General features: G+C 52.3%; 21 protein-coding genes. 16 read left to right on the forward strand and 5 right to left on the reverse strand.

Annotated elements, in window-relative coordinates:
• Window positions 1-42 precede the first annotated feature (42 nt).
• From ACYVK4_RS32950 to ACYVK4_RS32960, 3 genes are read left to right on the forward strand one after another with little or no spacing between them, the layout of a single operon-like run.
• Window positions 43-381, forward strand: a complete 339-nt coding sequence (locus tag ACYVK4_RS32950; protein WP_461131837.1) for a hypothetical protein — start codon at window positions 43-45, stop codon at window positions 379-381.
• 42 nt (window positions 382-423) lie between these two features.
• Window positions 424-1,578 carry a zinc-dependent alcohol dehydrogenase gene (locus ACYVK4_RS32955; protein ID WP_461131838.1) on the forward strand — a complete coding sequence of 385 codons (1,155 nt, stop codon included), beginning with the start codon at window positions 424-426 and terminating at the stop codon, window positions 1,576-1,578.
• Window positions 1,579-1,588: 10 nt separating this feature from the next.
• Window positions 1,589-2,107, forward strand: a complete 519-nt coding sequence (locus ACYVK4_RS32960) for a hypothetical protein (RefSeq protein ID WP_461131839.1) — start codon at window positions 1,589-1,591, stop codon at window positions 2,105-2,107.
• 316 nt (window positions 2,108-2,423) lie between these two features.
• On the opposite strand, the gene ACYVK4_RS32965 is transcribed toward ACYVK4_RS32960, so the two are convergent.
• A complete protein-coding gene (locus ACYVK4_RS32965) occupies window positions 2,424-3,053 on the reverse strand; it encodes a DUF4142 domain-containing protein (protein WP_461131840.1) in 630 nt (209 codons plus the stop codon).
• Between the two features lie 225 nt (window positions 3,054-3,278).
• Between ACYVK4_RS32965 and ACYVK4_RS32970 the strand changes: the two genes are divergently transcribed.
• From ACYVK4_RS32970 to ACYVK4_RS33020, 11 genes are all read left to right on the forward strand, one after another.
• The gene (locus tag ACYVK4_RS32970) at window positions 3,279-4,595 is read left to right on the forward strand and encodes a sensor histidine kinase (RefSeq protein WP_461131841.1); all 1,317 of its coding nucleotides are present in this window, start codon (window positions 3,279-3,281) and stop codon (window positions 4,593-4,595) included.
• A gap of 125 nt (window positions 4,596-4,720) precedes the next feature.
• Window positions 4,721-5,236, forward strand: coding sequence for a DUF2231 domain-containing protein (locus ACYVK4_RS32975; RefSeq protein WP_461131842.1), 516 nt, complete (start codon window positions 4,721-4,723; stop codon window positions 5,234-5,236).
• Window positions 5,237-5,321: 85 nt separating this feature from the next.
• Window positions 5,322-5,723: a hypothetical protein gene (locus ACYVK4_RS32980; RefSeq protein WP_461131843.1), complete on the forward strand. Its 402-nt coding sequence runs from the start codon at window positions 5,322-5,324 to the stop codon at window positions 5,721-5,723.
• Between the two features lie 473 nt (window positions 5,724-6,196).
• Entirely contained in the window at window positions 6,197-6,535 is a 339-nt protein-coding gene (locus ACYVK4_RS32985; RefSeq protein WP_461131844.1) for a hypothetical protein, read from the forward strand.
• Window positions 6,536-7,039: 504 nt separating this feature from the next.
• Window positions 7,040-9,841, forward strand: coding sequence for a TonB-dependent receptor (locus ACYVK4_RS32990; RefSeq protein ID WP_461131845.1), 2,802 nt, complete (start codon window positions 7,040-7,042; stop codon window positions 9,839-9,841).
• A gap of 214 nt (window positions 9,842-10,055) precedes the next feature.
• A complete protein-coding gene (locus ACYVK4_RS32995; protein ID WP_461131846.1) occupies window positions 10,056-10,958 on the forward strand; it encodes an SDR family oxidoreductase in 903 nt (300 codons plus the stop codon).
• 38 nt (window positions 10,959-10,996) lie between these two features.
• On the forward strand, window positions 10,997-11,245 hold the full coding sequence (locus ACYVK4_RS33000; RefSeq protein WP_461131847.1) for a hypothetical protein: 249 nt from the start codon (window positions 10,997-10,999) through the stop codon (window positions 11,243-11,245).
• Between the two features lie 74 nt (window positions 11,246-11,319).
• The gene (locus tag ACYVK4_RS33005; protein ID WP_461131848.1) at window positions 11,320-12,060 is read left to right on the forward strand and encodes a succinate dehydrogenase/fumarate reductase iron-sulfur subunit; all 741 of its coding nucleotides are present in this window, start codon (window positions 11,320-11,322) and stop codon (window positions 12,058-12,060) included.
• Window positions 12,061-12,234: 174 nt separating this feature from the next.
• The gene (locus tag ACYVK4_RS33010) at window positions 12,235-12,621 is read left to right on the forward strand and encodes a hypothetical protein (protein WP_461131849.1); all 387 of its coding nucleotides are present in this window, start codon (window positions 12,235-12,237) and stop codon (window positions 12,619-12,621) included.
• A gap of 190 nt (window positions 12,622-12,811) precedes the next feature.
• On the forward strand, window positions 12,812-13,681 hold the full coding sequence (locus tag ACYVK4_RS33015) for a glycosyltransferase family 2 protein (protein ID WP_461131850.1): 870 nt from the start codon (window positions 12,812-12,814) through the stop codon (window positions 13,679-13,681).
• A gap of 66 nt (window positions 13,682-13,747) precedes the next feature.
• Window positions 13,748-14,356 (forward strand): hypothetical protein, encoded by a 609-nt coding sequence (locus ACYVK4_RS33020; protein ID WP_461131851.1) that lies wholly within the window; start codon window positions 13,748-13,750, stop codon window positions 14,354-14,356.
• A 29-nt stretch (window positions 14,357-14,385) separates the two neighbouring features.
• Here ACYVK4_RS33020 and ACYVK4_RS33025 read toward each other — a convergent pair whose 3' ends face one another.
• On the reverse strand, window positions 14,386-14,565 hold the full coding sequence (locus tag ACYVK4_RS33025) for a hypothetical protein (RefSeq protein WP_461131852.1): 180 nt from the start codon (window positions 14,563-14,565) through the stop codon (window positions 14,386-14,388).
• A gap of 485 nt (window positions 14,566-15,050) precedes the next feature.
• Here ACYVK4_RS33025 and ACYVK4_RS33030 point away from each other — a divergent pair, with 485 nt between their 5' ends.
• On the forward strand, window positions 15,051-16,805 hold the full coding sequence (locus ACYVK4_RS33030) for a hypothetical protein (protein WP_461131853.1): 1,755 nt from the start codon (window positions 15,051-15,053) through the stop codon (window positions 16,803-16,805).
• Between the two features lie 175 nt (window positions 16,806-16,980).
• Here ACYVK4_RS33030 and ACYVK4_RS33035 read toward each other — a convergent pair whose 3' ends face one another.
• Window positions 16,981-17,304, reverse strand: coding sequence for a nuclear transport factor 2 family protein (locus tag ACYVK4_RS33035; protein ID WP_461131854.1), 324 nt, complete (start codon window positions 17,302-17,304; stop codon window positions 16,981-16,983).
• A gap of 49 nt (window positions 17,305-17,353) precedes the next feature.
• Window positions 17,354-18,142, reverse strand: a complete 789-nt coding sequence (locus ACYVK4_RS33040; RefSeq protein ID WP_461131904.1) for an SDR family oxidoreductase — start codon at window positions 18,140-18,142, stop codon at window positions 17,354-17,356.
• Between the two features lie 129 nt (window positions 18,143-18,271).
• Here ACYVK4_RS33040 and ACYVK4_RS33045 point away from each other — a divergent pair, with 129 nt between their 5' ends.
• Complete coding sequence (locus ACYVK4_RS33045; protein ID WP_461131855.1) at window positions 18,272-18,637, forward strand: winged helix-turn-helix transcriptional regulator; 366 nt, start codon at window positions 18,272-18,274, stop codon at window positions 18,635-18,637.
• A gap of 36 nt (window positions 18,638-18,673) precedes the next feature.
• On the opposite strand, the gene ACYVK4_RS33050 is transcribed toward ACYVK4_RS33045, so the two are convergent.
• The gene (locus ACYVK4_RS33050) at window positions 18,674-19,030 is read right to left on the reverse strand and encodes a winged helix-turn-helix transcriptional regulator (RefSeq protein ID WP_461131856.1); all 357 of its coding nucleotides are present in this window, start codon (window positions 19,028-19,030) and stop codon (window positions 18,674-18,676) included.
• Between the last annotated feature and the right edge of the window lie 61 nt (window positions 19,031-19,091).

Here is a 19,091-nt window from a genome sequence, read left to right on the forward strand (position 1 = left end):
TTCCTGAAGCATCGGCATTGCCTATATAACTCAACTCAACGTATGAAACGACTAAGCATTGCACTCATTATCATACTGCTGGCGGGCACATCAGACGCCTGGGCACAGGGAGGGTCTTTTCCCAGAAACAGCAACTCGGGGCGGCAGGGCTCTTCGCTGCAAAATAACGCCCGAAAGGCCAATACCAGCCAGACCATGGGCAACGGGGTTCCGTACAACAAAGATGCCGAGCAAAAACGGGCCATAGCCAAGGGATCGACCTCAACAAACGGCGGGCCCACGGTGAACCGGTCGCAATCAGCTTCCGCATCGGCACCCGCCACTGCCAAAGGCAAGAATATGGCTGGCAGCAAGTCATCCCAAAAGACGGGTAACCAGTAAACTCCATTAAACAAACAACAACTTAACGAACGAAAAACACTTATGCTAGCCATGAACTACCGAGGGCCGTTCCGCGTACGGGCCGCCCGAAAACCATACCCCGAAATCCTCCATCCGAGTGATGCGATTGTTCGGGTTACCCGGTCCTGTATCTGCGGGTCGGATTTGCACCTCTACCACGGGCTGGTACCCGACACGCGGGTAGGTATGACCTTCGGCCATGAATTTATTGGGGTGGTTGAAGAAATCGGCTCATCGGTAGAAAAGCTGTCGGTAGGTGATAACGTCATTGTTCCCTTCAATGTGGCCTGCGGCCAATGTGCGTTCTGTAAGCAGGGCCTCTTCGGCAACTGCCATGAATCCAATCCGGAAGCCACGGCGGTTGGCGGCATTTTCGGCTATTCGCATACGGCAGGGGGCTACGATGGTGGTCAGGCCGAATTTGTTCGGGTGCCCTATGCCGATGTAGGCCCCACGATCATTCCCGACTGGATGGACCATGACGACGCCGTTCTCCTGACCGATGTTGTCCCTACGGGCTACCAGGCAGCAGAAATGGGCGGCATCAAAAAAGGCGATACAGTCGTCGTTTTCGGAGCCGGGCCGGTAGGTATTATGGCTGCCAAATGCGCCTGGCTGTTTGGGGCCGGGCGGGTCATTGTGATTGACCACCTGGAATACCGTCTGGACTTCGTGAAGAAATACGCTCAGTGCGAAGCGTATAACTTTCGGTCGATGGATGATCCCGTTCTCTTCATCAAAAAAACCACCGACTGGTTTGGAGCCGACGTTTGTATTGACGCTGTGGGGGGCGATGCTTCCGGCAGTGCCCTGCAAACCATTACGGGCAAAAAGCTTCTGTTGCAGGCAGGCTCGGCCACGGCCCTTCACTGGGCCATCAACTCGGTGAAGAAAGGCGGTATTGTATCCATTGTGGGTGTTTACGGCCCAACGGACAACCTGGTGCCCATTGGCAATGTGCTCAATAAAGGCCTTACCATTCGCGCCAATCAGGCATCGGTGAAACGGTTGCTGCCCCGGCTCATCGACCATATTCAGGCCGGTCGGCTCAACCCGAAAGAGATCATTACCCACCGGGTGCCGCTGGAGGAAGTGTCGGATGCTTACCACATTTTCTCGGCCAAGCTCGACAACTGCATCAAACCGATCCTTATTCCCCCATCTGCCAGACAATAACCACCCGATCATGGAATCACCATCAATAATTGACCAGACACCAGCCGAATACGCGCACATCAAAGGATGGGGCGTAGACGCTGACCCAAATAACGAACCTACTTACCCGATCAAACACTATACGGGCGACGATCACAACCGGCTAAACTGGGAAAGACCACCCCAGCAGGCCGAAACGGTCGAAATCCTGCATTCCAACGAACGGCCTAACCTGACGGCCGTCTTTGGTACCTCATCGCCCCCGTCGGGCCTGAGCGGAGCGCTTCGCCGGTATGCCTTTACGTTCAGCGAGTCTGAATACGGCCATTGGCTCCCGCTCCTGCTGGCCGACCGAATCAATGTGGTTGAAGGTATTGTAGACGATCTGGCACACGGCCATATCCCCAACATATTTGCCGAGAAAGGCTGGAAAGCGGACTGGAAATATAACCGGACGGGACTGATTCAGAATGTACTGATCGGCGTTGCAGTGACCTCGCTCACCATCGCACTGCTTCGTCGGGATAAGAAGAAAAAGATATTTCGTTAACTGACCCAGGTTTCTATAAAACATTTGTGCGGTTCTTTTGGGGGTTCTACCCCACTCCACCCTTTGAAATAAAAAAAGGAGCTAAAGAGAATATAGCCGAAGCCCCTCCCCTTATTTCAAGGGGAGGGTTTGGAGTGGGGTGAATAACTAAGTATTTATTATAACCGACTAAAGAAAGGCCCCCAGCTCACTTTTGAACTGGGGGCCTTTCTTTGTAAGCACGTTGCTACAAACAAACTCGCCTGAACAGGAAGGGTATTCGTGGCAACGGCTGTCAGCGTCCCTGGTCGATACAAACGCCGACGTTGCTGACGCTTTACAACTTATTCAAAATCTCCTGAGACACTTTCAGGTGTGTTTTTATCAAGGGATGCGCGGCTTTGGCCACTCCTTTCAGGCTACTGTCCGATGCTCTGGACTCCACCGTCGACATAACGCCATCCAGTTTCTGGTGTCCCTTTACGCCACTTTCGCTCACATACATCCGGTCCAGTTCCTGCCCCGACATACCCTGTAGTTTGGTCACCATTGCCTGCGTTTCGGCATCGGGCGATGTAGGCAGCGTCACGCCTTTCGCCGACGCAATTTCCGTCAGCTTGGCCGACAGACCCGTTTGCTCATCCACTTCGGCCTGCGCCAGTTGCCGCACTTCGGGATTCGTCGCTTTCTGAACGGCGATCCGGCTCACCTCCAGCTGCATCATGCCGCCTTTGGCCACCTGCATCATCAGGTCTTGATCTGCCGACGATAGTTTTGTGCTGGTTGCCGAAACCGCACTGACGGCCGCAGCGCCTTTCTTATTCTGGCTGTCGAACGTCGACATACTCTCTTTTCCAACCATATTGGTTGTGCCGGCGCTCATAGCGCCACTGTTTTGCTGGGCCAGCGATACGCCCGTTACCGACAAGGCAAGCATACAGCCTGCGGCAATCGACTTAGTTTTCATAACGTGTTTTTTTGAGTTATTCCAGCCTAACAGCCTCGTCGGTGCAACTGTTTGTTTGCCTGCTTTTGCCGGACCGCTGCCTCACCCTCCCCTGATTTTGCAGACCGGAAGTACATAAAACAGTTCTCTTTAGTGAGTAAAACGAGTTAGTTGAGCGATCGCTCCGACTGGTTCCTTTTGTAGTTCACAAATCCATTCGTTAACCACAGCATCACGATGAACGATATGAACCCCCATTCTGCGGATGAGTACCCGGCGGCTGCCGACCTGGTCATGTTCTTATTGAACCGACGCGAAACACTGCTCAACAACTGGCGGACTGTTTGCGAAGCCGACCCTGAGCTAAAGAAAATCAGTGCACTCAGCCGTGAAGAGTTCAACAATATTATCCCCATCATCCTCGACACCCTGGATCAACTCCTGCAGGGTAAAAAGCCGGAGACCAACCCCATCATAGCGGCCCAATCGCACGGGTTGCAACGCTGGCAGAAGTCACTCGAATTGCCGGAATTACTAAAAGAACTGAGCCATTTATCGATCATTCTCTTTAACGAGATAAAACTCTTTCGGCAGCTTTTCCCCCAGTCCGACCCGGACGTTATTTTACAGGCGCAACAACATATTCTGGTGTTGATGAACGAAACGATCAGCGGCAGCATCACCAAACATAATGAACTCCAGCGGCTGGAAGCTGCAAACCGGGCGGCCAGCCTGGAGCAGGCCCTGCGCGAAATGGAAGACCTTTCCCGCCAGCGTGGCGACCTGCTGCGAACCTCCTCTCACGACCTGCGCAGCGGCCTTAGCCTGAGCATGGGCGCGGCTTATTTCCTTAAAATGGACGATCTGAGCAGCGAAGACCGTCAGCAATATGTCGACATGCTGAACCGCAACCTGACGACAGTTCAAACGCTGATTACGGGCCTGATGGACCTGGCTCGTCTGGAAGCGGGCCATGAACCTCTTCAGCTGGAGGAGTTCGATGCGGCTCAGTTACTGACTGATCTGGTCGCCGATGTTCAGCCGGTAGCTCTGGAGCGGGGTCTGATCCTGCGGGCAGATGGCCCCGCCAGCTTACGGGTCAAAACGGACCGGCTCAAAATCTATCGCATCGCGCAGAATTTACTCATCAATGCCTTACGATATACCCCATCAAGGCCCAACCATCCGGGCATGATCTCGGTATCCTGGTCGGCGGAGAGCGATTGGCGGTGGGGCTTTAGCATTCAGGATTCGGGCCTCGGCTTACCAACGGGCTTGTTACAGGCCTTTCGGAAACAACTTAATCCTACCGTAGAAGGAACGAGTACCCTCTCCGTGGATGAAGCTCAGCCGGTAGCGGTCAGGCCAACGAACGAGCATCAGCTACCCGATGATCTCCTGCGGGAGCGCACGGCCACTTCCAAAGAAGAAAAAGGGGAAGGTGTTGGCTTACAGATTGTGAAACGTCTTTGCGAATTGGTGGGTGCCAGTATGGAAATTGAAAGCATATCCGGTCGGGGCACACTCTTCAGAATTCGAATGCTGACCCAACCCGCGAAATAATACGCTTGAGACGACGATAGCCAGAACCAGCCCCCAACCGTGTAACCGGGGGCTTATCCTCACAATTGGTTCGGCCAAAAAACTACGCAAGCGGGGCGTTGGTTAGCGCGTTAAACGCAATACGTATGGAAAGCAAAGCAAAAATAGTTGGCCATCCGGCCCACCCGATACTCGTCGTTTTTCCGTTCGGCCTGCTGGCCACCTCCTTTATTTTCGACGTTGTTCGTCTCCTCAATAAAAACGCAACGATGGCCGAAGTTGCCTATTGGATGATAACGGCCGGTCTGATCAGTGGTGTGCTGGCGGCTGTTCCCGGCCTTATTGACTGGCTGGCCATTCCGGCCGGAACCCGTGCCAAACGCATTGGTCTGCTGCACGGAGTTGGCAATGTGGTGGTACTGGCCCTGTTTCTGGTCAGCTGGTTTCTCCGACATGACGAGCCGTCGCACACACCTCCTGCGCTGGCCTGGGTGATTTCGCTGGTAGCCTTCGGACTGGCCGCCGTAACAGGCTGGCTGGGGGGTGAGCTGGTCGACCGGCTGGGTGTAGGGGTTGATGACAATGCAAATCTGAATGCGCCTAATTCGCTTTCAGGTCGACCGGCAGCGGGCAATCCACCGGTCACCCGGTCGTCTATTTAAATGCATTGATGGAGTCCCGTTCTAAAAGTATCAAACATCAGGACTACGTTATGGGTTAAACGGATACATATACAACCTAAAACAAATGAAAACGCTCCATTCGATAGCTATTCTAGTCATCACCTTGCTCACGCTTGCCTCCTGTTCTACTAAAATGAGTTTTCTCAACTCGACCGTTGCCCCGGCCGCAACGGGGCAGGTGAACGTGAAAAAAGATAAAAATGCGAATTACAGCATCAATGTCCGGGTAAGAAATCTGGCTGAACCCAAGCAGCTGACACCCGCCAAGGAAACGTACATTGTCTGGATGGAATCTGATAAGGACCCGGTTAAAAAGCTGGGGCAGATAAAACCATCGTCCCGGGCATTGACCGGTAGTCTGACGGCTACTGACATTGGAAAACCCATTAATGTATTCATCACGGCGGAGGACAACGTTGATGTACAGTACCCTGATGGACAAACCGTGCTGACTACCAGAAAATAAACAAAGAGCCGAAAACAGAGAGCGCTCAAACGGTTTCGGGGAGGTGGTTATCCGCTATATCATAACGATGTGCGGGTAACCACCTCCCCGGAACCGTTTCTGTTGAATCTATTAACCAGACAACGAGGACTAACGTCATTGTTGTGCCAACAGCTTTCAATCGCCTGAGATTGGCGATACGGAAGTATTATTCTGTGTAGTGTAAAAAAACACTCCCTGCCCGTCCTGTCCGGGAATTCACCAGAAAAATCCAGCTTATTCGATAGCCAGGTCTGGCCATGCCACTGACAGGGTATACCTTTTTACCGACTCAAAAACATACCGCTTAGTAAATAGAAAGATATATATATCATTTGTTAATTTTTCAATAAATGAATAATCAGAATATATTTCTACATTAACCCCATAATCCACTAGGATATATCGACAATGTATTCATCTACCCATGTTTCAATCTGTTAACCAACAAGAATATGCTTATTACGCTACTGGTATTGGTGTACACCACTCCTCTTATTTTATCTTTGGCTTCACTGGCATGGATTCAAAAAACCAATCCCGAATCCTTTGACGATTTCCCGATTCTGTTCCGATCTGAATTTAAGACCCCTCACGAATCGGATTTTAGTCGTCGGTTTATTGTTACCATGTTCATGTTTGGGGCCTGTGTGCCCATTGCCAACTGGTTCGAACTAGGCTACATGGTTGAATGGTTTGTTGTCCAGTATACTTACAAACTAAAAACACAAAATACGTTAGCGCCAGAATCTGATAGCGCTTTCCCTGTGCTAAGTGAGGTTAATGACGCTTAGGCACACCACATACCTGCATGGCATGGCAATGACCATCAAAAAGCCCGACTATACGTATAGTCGGGCTTTTTGATGGTCATTGCCATGCCAGACCTACCCAAACAGTACGCAACTCCCATCGCCCCCTCCCCTGCCTCACGAATTAATTACCAGTTAGTGAGTTACTATAACGCTGGACCTTAATTCATATCCAGCCCTATTTTCCGGCAATTCTGGTGGTACAAATGATTATTTGTTAATTGGTACCCAAACGGGATTTTCTGAATAAAACAAACTACGGTCGTTTGGTAAATATCAAAAGGTGCGCTCTTGCTAGCATATTAATGTTCACACTGGATAAATAAAGCCATTGGCAGGGTCCATTCACTCACTTTGCCATACTAACAAAAGAGAAAGTAGCGCACAATGGGTTGTTAGTGCAGCGAGATTTATGGTCTGTCAGGCCCGAACGAAACCATACGGTTTGGCTGGCAACGCATAGAAACCCCTCGCAACTATTCAACTATGAGAAACACATACTTACGACGCTGGCTGATTCTGTCCAGCATTTTCTCTCTATTTTTTTCCTTCAACGCCCTCGCTCAAACCATTAGCGGTCAGGTGACGGATGCGACCACGGGGACTAGTTTACCCGGTGTTTCGGTGCTGGTCACCGGCCAGACAGCCGGTGCCATTACCGACGCCAATGGGTTGTATACTGTATCGGTCAGCCCCGGCAGTTACACCCTTCGCTTTAGTTTTGTGGGCTATACCACCCAGAACATTCCGGTTCAGGTAACGGCTGGCAATACCAGTACCGTATCGGTAAAGCTCGTTGAAGGGCTGGCGAGTTTGAATGAAGTGGTGGTGGTGGGATCTCGCTCCACGCAGGCCCGAACCAGTACCGAAACCGTAGCCCCGGTCGATGTTATTCAGTCGCGGGATTTACAGGCAACGGGACAGATCGACCTGACCCAGCAGCTGAACTTTGTGGCCCCGTCGTTTAATTCGTCCCGGCAAACCGTGTCGGACGGCACCGACCACATCGACCCGGCCACCCTGCGCGGCCTCGGCCCCGATCAGGTGCTGGTGTTGCTCAATGGCAAACGTCAGCACAACCAGGCGCTTATCAACATCAACGGCACCATCGGCCGTGGTTCGGTGGGGACAGATTTGAACGCCATTCCGAGTTCGGCTATTGAGCGTATTGAAGTGCTGCGCGATGGGGCGTCGTCGCAATACGGGTCCGATGCCATTGCGGGCGTCATTAACCTTCGGCTGAAAGAGCGGCCCGGCACGACGGTCAACGCCCAGTTGGGGCAGTATTACAAAGGCGATGGACAGGTAGCACAAGTTGGCATCAACCACGGTTTTAAACTCGGCGAAAAAGGGTTCCTGAGTCTGACGGGCGAGTTTCGCCATCGGGGCTCCACCAACCGGGCGGGCGATTATACCGGGCCGGTGTATGTGAACTGGAACGTAGGCCAGCAAACGGGCGAGAGTGCAGCCGCGTATATAGCCCGCCGACAGGGGCTTTATCAGCAGGACCAGACGTTGATTCAACAGAATAACTTCAGCCTGAAAAATAACCTTCTGGTCGGCAACGCCCGCATCGAGAACGCCGGTTTCTTCCTGAACGCCCGTGTCCCGATTGCCAACAGCAACGCCAGTTTCTATGCGTCGGGCGGGCTGAACTACCGACGGGGTGTGGCGGCTGGTTTCTATCGTTACCCCTACCAGACATCGCAGGTTATCACGGCCCTTTATCCCAATGGATTCCTGCCCAATATTCAATCGAGTATCAACGACCAGTCGCTGCTGGTGGGCGTCAATGGCGAAACGAACGGCTGGCGCTGGGACATCAGCAATGTGTATGGCGGCAACTCGTTCCGCTTCGACGTGACTAATTCCAACAACGCGTCGCTGGCGTATCTGGGCACCTTTAACAACCCCACTTCGTTCTACGCCGGTACACTGAGTTTTTACCAGAATTCGGCCGATGCCAGTGCCGCTAAAGATTTCGGGAAGCAACTGGGGCTGACCTCATTTAACGTGGCCACCGGCATTACCTACCGCAACGATCAGTACCGGATCAATCCGGGCGAAGCGGCATCTTACCTGAACTTCAGCCCCACGTCGGGGCAGATTGGCGGTTCGCAGGTGTTTCCCGGCTATCAACCGGCCAACGCCGTCAATGCCACCCGTAACGTATATGGTGCCTACATCGACCTGGAGTCGGATCTAACGACCCGGCTGCTGCTTAACGCAGCGGGGCGCTACGAGTATTACAGTGATTTTGGCGGAAATCTGGCCGGAAAAATTGCGGCCCGTTACCGGTTTAGCGAAGCCTTTTCGCTGCGTGGCTCGATTAGCAATGGCTTCCGGGCGCCTTCGCTGCACCAGCGGTACTTTAGCGCCATCAGCACGGTCTTCGTCTCGAACGGCACCATTCTGGAACCCCGTCAAACGGGTACCTTCCGCAACGACAGTCCCATTGCCCAGGCTTTCGGTGTACCCCCGCTGGGAGCTGAACGCTCCACCAACTACAGCATTGGGATCACCTCGCGGCCTTTACCGAATGTGAGCGTGACCGTCGATGCCTATCAGATCAACATCACCAACCGCATTATCTACAGCAACCAGTTCTCGCGCGGCACATCGGGGGCGGGATTGATCGTGGCCAATATCCTGAACGGAGCCGGACAGACGGATGTGAACAGCGCCCAGTTTTTTGCCAATGCCGTGAACACCCAAACGCAGGGTATCGACGTGGTTATAGCCACAAACCCACGCCTGAGAACGGGTACGCTGGACATAACGCTGGCCGCCAACTTCAACCAGACGAAGCTCGTGGGCGACATAAAGCGGCCCGCCAACGTTCCAACGGATGCCACGTTCGGTAACTTCCTCTTCAACCGGCAGGATAGCGCCCGGCTAACGGTAGCTCAGCCAAAGAGCAAAGTACAGCTGACCTTCAACTACCGGCTGCGCAAGTTTGGTGCGGTGCTGCGTTTCTCGCGCTTCGGCACGGTGCAAGCTTACGACCCCGCCAACCCGGCCCTCGACGAGATCCAGAACCCAAAGCTCATCACCGACCTGAGTTTCTCGTACCGGATTCACAAGAATCTCAATATGACCGTCGGCGCTAACAACCTGTTCGATATTTACCCCGATCCGCTACGCGTGACCAACTACCCCACACCGGAGCGGTATGGTTCGGCAGCACTGGACAACTCGTCGTTCGGCCGGTTCGTTTACAGCCGCAGTGCCACCCAGTTTGGCTTCAACGGCGGGTATTATTTTGTGAATCTGGCGGCAAATTTTTAGAAGCGAGAGCGGGTTTGGGGAACAGGTCAAACGCCATATCTTGACGATATGGCGTTTGACCTGTTCCCCAAACCACGCCCTGCAAACATGTAATCTCAGCGGGCATCCGTCATTTATCAGGAACCACTCCCTCATTCCTGCCAATGCCTGCTAAACGATTTGACTGGTCAGGGGTATACTACCGTGTACAGTTACTCACAAAAGTCATTACGTTATGAATTTAACTTCCGCAACCAGCGCCCCAACGCTGCAGGACCCGCTCACTAAATACCCGCAACCGCCTTATTCGAATGAGGAGCAGCCAACGCCCGGAACTGAAGCGGAGATGCAGCCCAAAGCCGACCATGGCGAGACCTCGTATAAAGGGTCGGGCAAGCTAACGGGCCGCAAAGCGCTCATTACCGGGGGCGATTCAGGTATTGGCCGGGCGGTGGCGATTGCTTTTGCCCGCGAAGGAGCCGATGTGCTGATTTCTTACCTCAACGAAGATGAAGATGCTCAGGAAACCGCTCGTTACGTGGAAGAGGCCGGCCGAAAAGCCATACTCGTACCGGGCGACATCAGCGACGAAGCGCACTGCAAACAGCTCATTCAACGGGCCGTCGATGAACTTGGTGGGCTGGACATTCTGGTGAACAATGCCGCTTACCAGATGGCCCATGAGTCGTTGCAGGATATCAGCAGCGAAGAGCTGGACCATACATTCCGCACGAACATTTTTGCGATGTTTTACCTGTGCAAAGCAGCCGAAGAACACCTTAAGCCCGGCAGTACCATTGTGAATACGACCTCCGTAAACGCCTACAAACCCGGTCCTCAGTTGCTGGCCTATGCCGCCACCAAAGCAGCTATCCAGAATTTCTCAGCGAACTTGGCGCAGGTATGGGCCGAAAAAGGCATCCGGGTCAACTGTGTAGCTCCGGGCCCTATCTGGACTCCGCTTATTCCTTCGACCATGCCGCCGGAACGGGTCAAAAACTTTGGACAGGATGTACCCCTTAAACGGGCTGGTCAGCCTGCCGAACTGGCCCCTATATACGTACTGCTGGCCTCCGACGAATCGAGTTACATGACCGGCAGCACCGTACAGGTAACGGGTGGTACGCCAACGATCTAACGAGGCAAAAGCGGACTCGAACAAAAACTTCCCGCACCATGAAATTAGGCGAACGGCTGCTTAAGCAACTTAGTAAAAAGTACGAACCGTCTGCGATGATTGCGTTCCGATTCGGGCGATACGACGTGGCAACTAAAACCGATGAGGAAGGAAATCCCCGGCTGGCCTTCGTCGGCAAAGCCGATGAACGGGGTATTATCAAAGGCGATCAGTTTACCCGTCGGCTGGTCAAAGACAGCCATGGAGTTACGGTTAGGGATCATTGGGACTATAAAGGAAAAGTATAAAAAAACGGCTATTCGTACATACCCGGCATATTTATCAGGCCTGTACGAATAGCCGCTATTTTTCAATTAATAGTATGAATATCACCCTGAAAGTCTGGCGCCAGAAAAACACCAGTTCGCCGGGCAAATTAGTTGAATACAAACTGGCAAATATCGACCCGGACATGTCGTTTCTGGAGATGTTTGATATCCTCAACGGCGAACTAACTACGAAAGGCGAGCAGATCATTGCCTACGATCACGACTGCCGGGAAGGCATCTGCGGCTCGTGTGCCATGTACGTGAACGGCCGGGCGCATGGGCCGCAAACGGGCGCTACGGTCTGTCAGCTCTACATGCGCAGCTTTAACGATGGCGACACCATTGTGGTCGAACCCTGGCGGGCACGGGGATTTCCGGTCATCAAGGATCTGTCGACCGATCGCTCCGCCTTCGACCGGATTGTACAGGCGGGGGGCTACATATCCGTCAACACGGGAGCGGCTCCCGAAGCCAACGAAATTCTGGTACCCCTCGATGTACAGGAACGAACGATGGATGCCGCTTCCTGCATTGCCTGTGGTGCCTGCGTAGCTGCCTGTAAGAACGCATCGGCTATGTTGTTTGTAAGTGCGCAGGTATCCCGTTTTGCCCTACTGCCGCAGGGACAACCCGAACGCAGAATGCGCGCTGAGCGTATGGTGGCCCAGATGGATTCGGAAGGCTTTGGTGCCTGTTCATTTACGGGGGCCTGCGCGGTAGAATGCCCGGCGTCGGTATCGCTGGAGAATATAGCCCGGCTGAATCGGGAATATCTGGGCGCTAAAATCCGATAAACACCTGTCTTGGAAGGCAAATAAACCGCTGCCTGTTCATTGCTTTTTCGGTCAGCAACCAACAAAGCGCCGTTTCCTCACAGGATCGAATGAGTAAGGCCCTTTTTGCCGGACAACGCGTTTTTCTGATGAGTGCATAAACCGATGAACGCTTAACAAAATCAATTCAACTTTATGAAAACATCAATGATGGCGGTTGCGCTGCTTATAGCAGTGGCCGTGGGTGCTCAGGCACAATCGGGTAGTAACACAGGAAATACATCCACGGGAACGACCGGTTCAGGTTCGGGCAACACCCGGTCAGGCGCTACGACTTCAGGTCGCAATTCGGGGCAAAGCGGAACATCCGGTATGTCGTCGGGTGGTTCGGGCCGCAGTGCCAATTCAACCGTAGGTTCCGGCACGAGTGGTTCGGCTTCGGGCGCTGGTGTTGGTACCGTCAGCGGCCAGTCGGGCAGCACGTCCGGTCAGGGCAGCATGAGCGGCAGTAAATCGGGCAGCAAAAACAAAAAGCAAAAAACAAGCAGCAGCAGCGGTTCGGGCTCAGGGAGCAATCAGTAGTAAATACCCGGATTCGAAAGAACCGATTGATCTTATGACGTAGTGCAGGCCTGACCCATCTTACACGGGTCTTGCCAAAGGTGTTCAACAAGGATAGATAAATGATCGCCTATGAGAGTCCGAATCTGTTCATAATCATTTGTTCAGATTTGGACTCTTCTGCGAATGGGTAGAGGATTATTTGATCAACATGCTGACAGTTAAAGATATTACGATCGTTATCGTTACCCGAAACCGCGTCGGTACGTTACTCCGGACGCTGGGCAAATTAAGTGCCCTTCCGCAGCAGCCGCCCATTATTGTCGTCGATAATGCTTCGACGGATGGCACGCCGGATCGGGTCAAAGCGGCCTTTCCATCCGTAACCGTACTGGCTCTTCATGCGAATAAGTTTTGTGCGGCACGCAACGAAGGTGTTCGACTGGCTAAAACCTGCCTGATTTCATTTTGCGATGACGATTCGTTCTGGCAACCCGAAGCCCTGGGCAGGGCAGCGGCCTACTTTAGTAAATACACACACCTTGGGGCGCTTGGCGGGAAAATACTGATCGGTGAAAAGGAAGAGCTGGATTCTGTTTGTGACGCCATGCTTCACAGTCCTTTAACCGACCCCCGACCATTACCAGGCCCGGCTGTTCTGGGCTTTGTCTGCTGCGCGGTGGTGGTTCGTCGGGAAGCATTTCTAAGCGTCGGGGGTTTCGACAGCCGGTTTGCCATCGCGGGCGAAGAGCGTATGTTCTCCGTTGATATGCGCACAAAAGGCTGGAGTTTAGCGTATGCCGAAGACATGGTCGCGCACCACTATCCCTCTCAACTGCGAAATGTAGCGCAGCGCACCCAGCACATAACCCGGGATACGCTTTGGTACTACTGGCTGCGTCGACCCGCTTACTATGCCATGCGTCACACCCTGTTGATTCTTAAACAACTCAAAAAGGACGTCAACATTCGCCAGGGCTTTTGGGAAGCGATAAAAGCGGCACCTAATATACTGCTTGATCGGCGGGTCGTGCCGCAACCGATTGAAGAACAGATCCTTAAAATAGAAAGTTTTTATTGACCGATATATCCATTCTGACGTTGTCTGCCTATCGATAACGTACTGCATCACCTTAACGTCAAATGCATGAAAATCAAACCTATCGTCGACCAGATTCAGCACGAGATCAACGTAGCCAAAGGCGAGGAAACGAGAGATCTTTTTTACTCAAGTGAACGCACTTATCCAACAAGCGAGGAAGCCCTGAACGCCTTTGCCCGATCGGTCGAAAAGCTGCGGCATGTGAATGACTGGTCGTCTTTATCCAGCCTGACGGCAGACTTTGTTCTGCACGATTCAACGGGAGGGCCAAAGTCCGCTACCGGACCCGAAGCAGGCGATTATATACAGATCATTCTGCCCGGCCCGATGCCGGAGAACTGGGTTCGGGTGACTCACGTGGCCTTTGGCGAAAGGCAGGCAGAGTTTACGGTTCAGCCTAGCAAAGACCCTCGAAACAACGATTCGGACCAGATTGAGCACTTTTTCCAAAAGGAAGCCAGCAGCACGTTCCGGGTGGCGGTGGCGGGCAACACACTTACGGCCTGCGAAATTGGCAAAAATGAGGCTATCAACAACCAAGAGCCTGAAGCCGGGGACCGATCGGTTCTCAACACCCTGTTAGCCGAAGGAGGCTGGCTTTTTTACCAAAAAATGCAGTGGAAACTACTGACCGATTACCTCGTTCATTTGTAGACTTTTCCCTGCACCGCTTCCAAACTTTTTTAGGATAGCTGCGGCACTTCAGAACCGCCCCAGTACGTGTCTGAACGCGCATTGCGCCAGACCCAATACGACACGCATACCTCTTTGTAAACCAGCCCTCTCCCCCGCCTGACCTTCCGGCGAATAGTCTCTTCACAAGAGCAGACAGCACGGCATTTATCCGTTCGCTTAATAGGCATACGCTTCTACTTAATTTACGAACAGGTGTGCCTGTCATGGCAGCCATTTTACCTGACTGGCGACGACCGGGTCTGTGCAAACGGGAATGCTTAGTCTGCGGATTGATTCGATAACCATTGGCACCGAGGCCTCGAGGCCATTTAGGCAAAATCCGAACTACAGCGCAAAATACGCCAGTATATTTTCTCGGAAGCCCCTAAAACCATCGCTCGGCAATACCTCATAACGGGCGTTTGGAAGGACGGCTTATTGGCCAATGGGCCATTACACAACCCCAGTTTATAGACTGTTTGCTACAAACAAAAGACGTAGAAATCTTAACAATTCCTGATTGACTAACTTTTTACTCACCAACCGATTAGTAAACATTTTTTATCAAATGTTACTACGTATGTATATATATAGTCTAAATGTTAATCTACCTAAAAATCTGCCCTGGTCTTTCAGTTAGTCAATATAATATTGACATATGATTTAATAGAAAATGGAAGAAGTCGTTAATTTTTTAACTCATTACTCATCTTATTTGTATTACGGGTGTTTGCTGGGACTTATCACCTTTTTAAGTTACCATGTAGCCCCAAAGCCTGACTCCTTTTCTTTAAATGATCGCTGGTTTTTTGGGTTGGCCATAGTAGGGCTGCTCATTGCCCGGCTACCCAGTATTTTCTTCGCCGATTTGTTAAACGTGGATGAAACGCAGATGATTGCCGAGGCCCTCACACTGCTGCAGGATCCCGTTTACTGGCGATCGGTTGACGGTACAACCATCGGACCTATCAATAGCTATTTGCTGGCCTGGCCGGGGTTACTTCACCTACCTATTACTTACGTAACCTGCCGGTTGACGGCCATCGCGCTGCTGGGCCTGACCAGCTGGCTTTTGTTCACTGCCATGCGGGAGTGGCTTTCGCCAGTATCCAGTCGCCTGAGCTTACTGGTCTTTATGTTATTCCTGTGGTTCACCACCTATTTTGATTATTTACATTGCAGCAGTGAACTCCCGGCTTTACCCATCATCGCCTATTGCTGGCTGATGCTGGTCAGATTATATAAGCGGCCAACGTATTTTAAAGGCAAGCCTATAAACTGGTTAATGACCGGCTTTTTGGCGGGCCTGATTCCGTTCATCAAACTACAGGCTGTTCCTATCATTGCCATCATCGTATTAGCCCTGGTCGTTCGCCTGGCTAATCAGAGTACCAGAAAGCCGTTTTTTTCAGCGACAAACAAGCCCTTGGGATTAGTATTGGCCGGAGGGCTACTACCCAGTTTGTTGGTTATTGCCTGGGCTACACTGTTGGGAGTAACCGACCGAATGTTTGTGTTCTACTTTAAGTCTAATCTGTTTAACTACAGCGAATACTATAAAGATTTGTACCCAAATACCCAGTTGCCGATCTGGTCAAAGTTGGCCCGTCTGCCTTCTTTTTTTGCAGCTGAACCCACGTTTGGCCACTATGTCTGGTTATGCCTCCTGGCCACATCGCTGGCCATTGCCTGGCGGCTTTATGGTCAACATCAACTAACAACTGCTCATAAATGGCTGATTGGATGGTCTTTGTGTTGGCTGGGTATGGCCTGTTACGCGGTGGCCATGCCCGCTACTGAATATGGTCATCATTTATGGTTTGTGCTTTTGCCGCTCACCTGGCTGCTAAGCTTAGCTGTTCAGGAGCTTCTGGCAAACTGGAAAAGCCTGAGCATAAACCGGGGCCTGCTGGTAGCCATCACGATTGTACCGAGCCTGCTTCAGGTTGCAGCGGTTCATCAGGCGGGTATTAAAGAGGCCAATTACTACCTATATCAACTGGCTCACCAGCAAACAGCCAGGATGAACCCGGTTTCGTCCATCATCAGTTCCCGGGCCCTACCCGGTGATCGCCTGGTCGTTTGGGGGTGGCAAAACCGCTACCATGTCGACACCCAACTGCCGCAGGGTACCAGTGAGAACACCAGCTTTCGCAGCATGTATCCCCACTCGCTGCGTCAGGCTTACAGGCATAAATATCTGACGGATATACTGAGCAGCCAGCCAACCTTTTTTCTGGATGCAACGGGCCCTAATAGCCTGTTTATGAGCGACACAACCCGCTATCGGTTTGAGAATTTCAAACCACTGGCCCATTACATTGCTACGCACTACCAACTGGTTGGTCAGCTCGATCATGTGCGTATTTATCAACGGACCGACCGTGTCAGGCATTCCCAGCTCCTGGTGGGCAACGCTAATCAGTAGCCAACCACTGGCGACATAGTACTGAATGGGTTGATTTAGATGAGATCGTAAAAATCAACGGCTTAATAGACCCCTGCCTGCGACGAAAACGCTACAGGCCATCCCTTTTCGGGTAGGTCAAGGGACGGCCTGTTCTGGAATCTGTCAGTGACGATCGATAACACACGGGAAGCGTTTACCCTGAGATTCGTAACGAGCAGATGAGTGGCCCATCCAGTTCGAGGTGGTAGTGCATGATAGCCGGGCTGCCGGGGAACGTGCCGCTTACTTCGACGGTCAGCTCGGCCGTCGATCCGGTTTGACTGAAATCGACTGGTTTTAGCTGCGTATGGTACTTTTCGGTCGCCTGTAGTATCCATTGCTGGATTTCGTCCCGGCCCGAATACGACGCTCCTTCGTCGGACACGGTGGCTTCTGCGGTAAAAAACGCAGCAAAGGCTGGGCTATCCAGGTCGTTCTGTGCCCTAACGAGGCCTTGAATGTTATCAGGGAGTTTCATATGCATTGAGATTAGAATTTCGATTAATACCTGTTTGGTCAATACCCGCCTATAGCGTGGGGATGGTACCGCCGTCAATGACAAAGTCGGTGCCGGTGAGGTAGGCCGCCCGGGGCGAAACCAGGAAGCCGACCAGATCAGCTACTTCCTGTGGCCAGGCGGGTCGGCCGAAGGGAATACCCCCCAGGGCATCCATCACCCCCTGAGCCGCCTGTTCAGCCGTTCCCCCTGAGCTTTCGGCGATACGCTCCATCATGCGGCTCGATGCCGTGGTCATAATCCAGCCCGGCGATACAGTAAGCACGCGTACCCCTTTCGGTGCGACTTCATTCGACAGGCTTTTACTATAATTGACCAGGGCAGCTTTGGCAGCGGCATAAGGCAGCGTGGCGTCATAGAGAGGTAATTTCGCCTGTATGGACGCAATGTGAATAATGACTCCTTCCCCGCGCCTGATCATGCCGGGCAGTAATCCGCGGTCCAGCCGTACGGGCGCCAGCAGATTCGTCTGAAACGATGTCTCCCAGTCCTCATCAGCGAGCGCGGCAAACCCACCCCCCGGCGTTTCCGAGCCCCCCATATTATTAACCAGGATATCCAGATGGCCGAATGTATCGAGTATCTCGTCGATTACTAGTTGGGTGCCGTCCGGTTTGCTTAAATCGGCAGCGATAAAATGGGTGCCGATTGTTTGGTCTTCCGGCTTGTTTCTGGCCGTAATGATTACCGTGGCCCCCGCTGCCAACAGGCGATCGGCGATGGCCTTACCTGTTCCTTTACTGCCTCCGGTCACCAGGGCAATTTTGCCCGTCAATTCGTTGTCAACGCTAAAGTCCATAACGCGGTTGATTTGTTCAGGGCAAATTTCGGGCGTACGACAGGCGCTGACAAGTACGGACATACGAATCAGATAGGGATAAATTTATCCCTATTGACCGGCCACAGCGCCTATGGTTATCTTTGTCGTATGTACGAACGAAAGACACTGCCCGAGTTGAACTGCGGACTCGACCTGATTGGCGAAGTCCTCTACGGGAAATGGAAGATGCGGCTTTTGTGGTTCATCCACGAAGGCTATCAGCGCCCCAGCGAGCTGCAGCGGAAAATTCCGGGGGCTTCCCGGCGCGTGCTGAACGTACAGTTAAAGGAGTTGGAAAGCCATGAATTGATTGGGAAAGTGATTTACCCAGTGGTCCCGCCCAGAGTGGACTATTACCTCACCGATTTCGGGAAATCGCTCATTCCCGTTATTGCCGCCATCGGGCAATGGGGCGATCAGCATGACGGGCGCTTGCGGACACTCATTCTGAAGAACATCAACCCCCAGTCATGATAACAGCCCCCATAGGTGGTTACTAATCGCCTTCGTTCACACTTCTCCCGAGAGAATTTTTTTCCGGTGCAACTCGCCCCAGCTGCGCAGGGATTCAATGACCCCACCCAGGGTTTCACTATGCGGTGTCAGCGTATAGGTGACTTTGACTGGATAGGTATCGTAGACGGTTCGTCTGACCAACCCGTTTACCTCCATATCCCGTAACTCTTTCGAGAGCATTCGGTCCGTAATTCCATGGACTTCTTTGGAAATTTCGCCAAACCGCTTCTCCCCAAAGGTGAGGGCCACAATAATGGGCAGCTTCCATTTACCATTCAATACGTCCAGCGCATCCCGGATAGGCCGTAATGTACTGATGCACTCGGAGTGCTTTAGATCCGTCGTTTCCATTTTAGGTAGATGTCCTGTTTACTATACTCAAGTATAGGGCTATACTATAGTATAGTACTTA

This window comes from Spirosoma aerophilum (genome assembly GCF_054782495.1).

Excerpts from the sequence above, each read along its gene's own strand:
- ACYVK4_RS32980 (WP_461131843.1), top strand. The coding sequence starts at position 5,322 with ATGAAAACGCTCCATTCGATAGCTATTCTAGTCATCACCTTGCTCACG.
- ACYVK4_RS32985 (WP_461131844.1), top strand. The coding sequence starts at position 6,197 with ATGCTTATTACGCTACTGGTATTGGTGTACACCACTCCTCTTATTTTA.
- ACYVK4_RS32960 (WP_461131839.1), top strand. The coding sequence starts at position 1,589 with ATGGAATCACCATCAATAATTGACCAGACACCAGCCGAATACGCGCAC.
- ACYVK4_RS33000 (WP_461131847.1), top strand. The coding sequence starts at position 10,997 with ATGAAATTAGGCGAACGGCTGCTTAAGCAACTTAGTAAAAAGTACGAA.
- ACYVK4_RS33010 (WP_461131849.1), top strand. The coding sequence starts at position 12,235 with ATGAAAACATCAATGATGGCGGTTGCGCTGCTTATAGCAGTGGCCGTG.
- ACYVK4_RS32955 (WP_461131838.1), top strand. The coding sequence starts at position 424 with ATGCTAGCCATGAACTACCGAGGGCCGTTCCGCGTACGGGCCGCCCGA.
- ACYVK4_RS33040 (WP_461131904.1), bottom strand. The coding sequence starts at position 18,142 with ATGGACTTTAGCGTTGACAACGAATTGACGGGCAAAATTGCCCTGGTG.
- ACYVK4_RS33005 (WP_461131848.1), top strand. The coding sequence starts at position 11,320 with ATGAATATCACCCTGAAAGTCTGGCGCCAGAAAAACACCAGTTCGCCG.
- ACYVK4_RS32995 (WP_461131846.1), top strand. The coding sequence starts at position 10,056 with ATGAATTTAACTTCCGCAACCAGCGCCCCAACGCTGCAGGACCCGCTC.
- ACYVK4_RS33020 (WP_461131851.1), top strand. The coding sequence starts at position 13,748 with ATGAAAATCAAACCTATCGTCGACCAGATTCAGCACGAGATCAACGTA.
- ACYVK4_RS33030 (WP_461131853.1), top strand. The coding sequence starts at position 15,051 with ATGGAAGAAGTCGTTAATTTTTTAACTCATTACTCATCTTATTTGTAT.
- ACYVK4_RS33050 (WP_461131856.1), bottom strand. The coding sequence starts at position 19,030 with ATGGAAACGACGGATCTAAAGCACTCCGAGTGCATCAGTACATTACGG.
- ACYVK4_RS33035 (WP_461131854.1), bottom strand. The coding sequence starts at position 17,304 with ATGAAACTCCCTGATAACATTCAAGGCCTCGTTAGGGCACAGAACGAC.
- ACYVK4_RS33045 (WP_461131855.1), top strand. The coding sequence starts at position 18,272 with ATGTACGAACGAAAGACACTGCCCGAGTTGAACTGCGGACTCGACCTG.
- ACYVK4_RS32990 (WP_461131845.1), top strand. The coding sequence starts at position 7,040 with ATGAGAAACACATACTTACGACGCTGGCTGATTCTGTCCAGCATTTTC.
- ACYVK4_RS33025 (WP_461131852.1), bottom strand. The coding sequence starts at position 14,565 with ATGCCTATTAAGCGAACGGATAAATGCCGTGCTGTCTGCTCTTGTGAA.
- ACYVK4_RS32950 (WP_461131837.1), top strand. The coding sequence starts at position 43 with ATGAAACGACTAAGCATTGCACTCATTATCATACTGCTGGCGGGCACA.
- ACYVK4_RS32975 (WP_461131842.1), top strand. The coding sequence starts at position 4,721 with ATGGAAAGCAAAGCAAAAATAGTTGGCCATCCGGCCCACCCGATACTC.
- ACYVK4_RS32965 (WP_461131840.1), bottom strand. The coding sequence starts at position 3,053 with ATGAAAACTAAGTCGATTGCCGCAGGCTGTATGCTTGCCTTGTCGGTA.
- ACYVK4_RS32970 (WP_461131841.1), top strand. The coding sequence starts at position 3,279 with ATGAACCCCCATTCTGCGGATGAGTACCCGGCGGCTGCCGACCTGGTC.
- ACYVK4_RS33015 (WP_461131850.1), top strand. The coding sequence starts at position 12,812 with ATGCTGACAGTTAAAGATATTACGATCGTTATCGTTACCCGAAACCGC.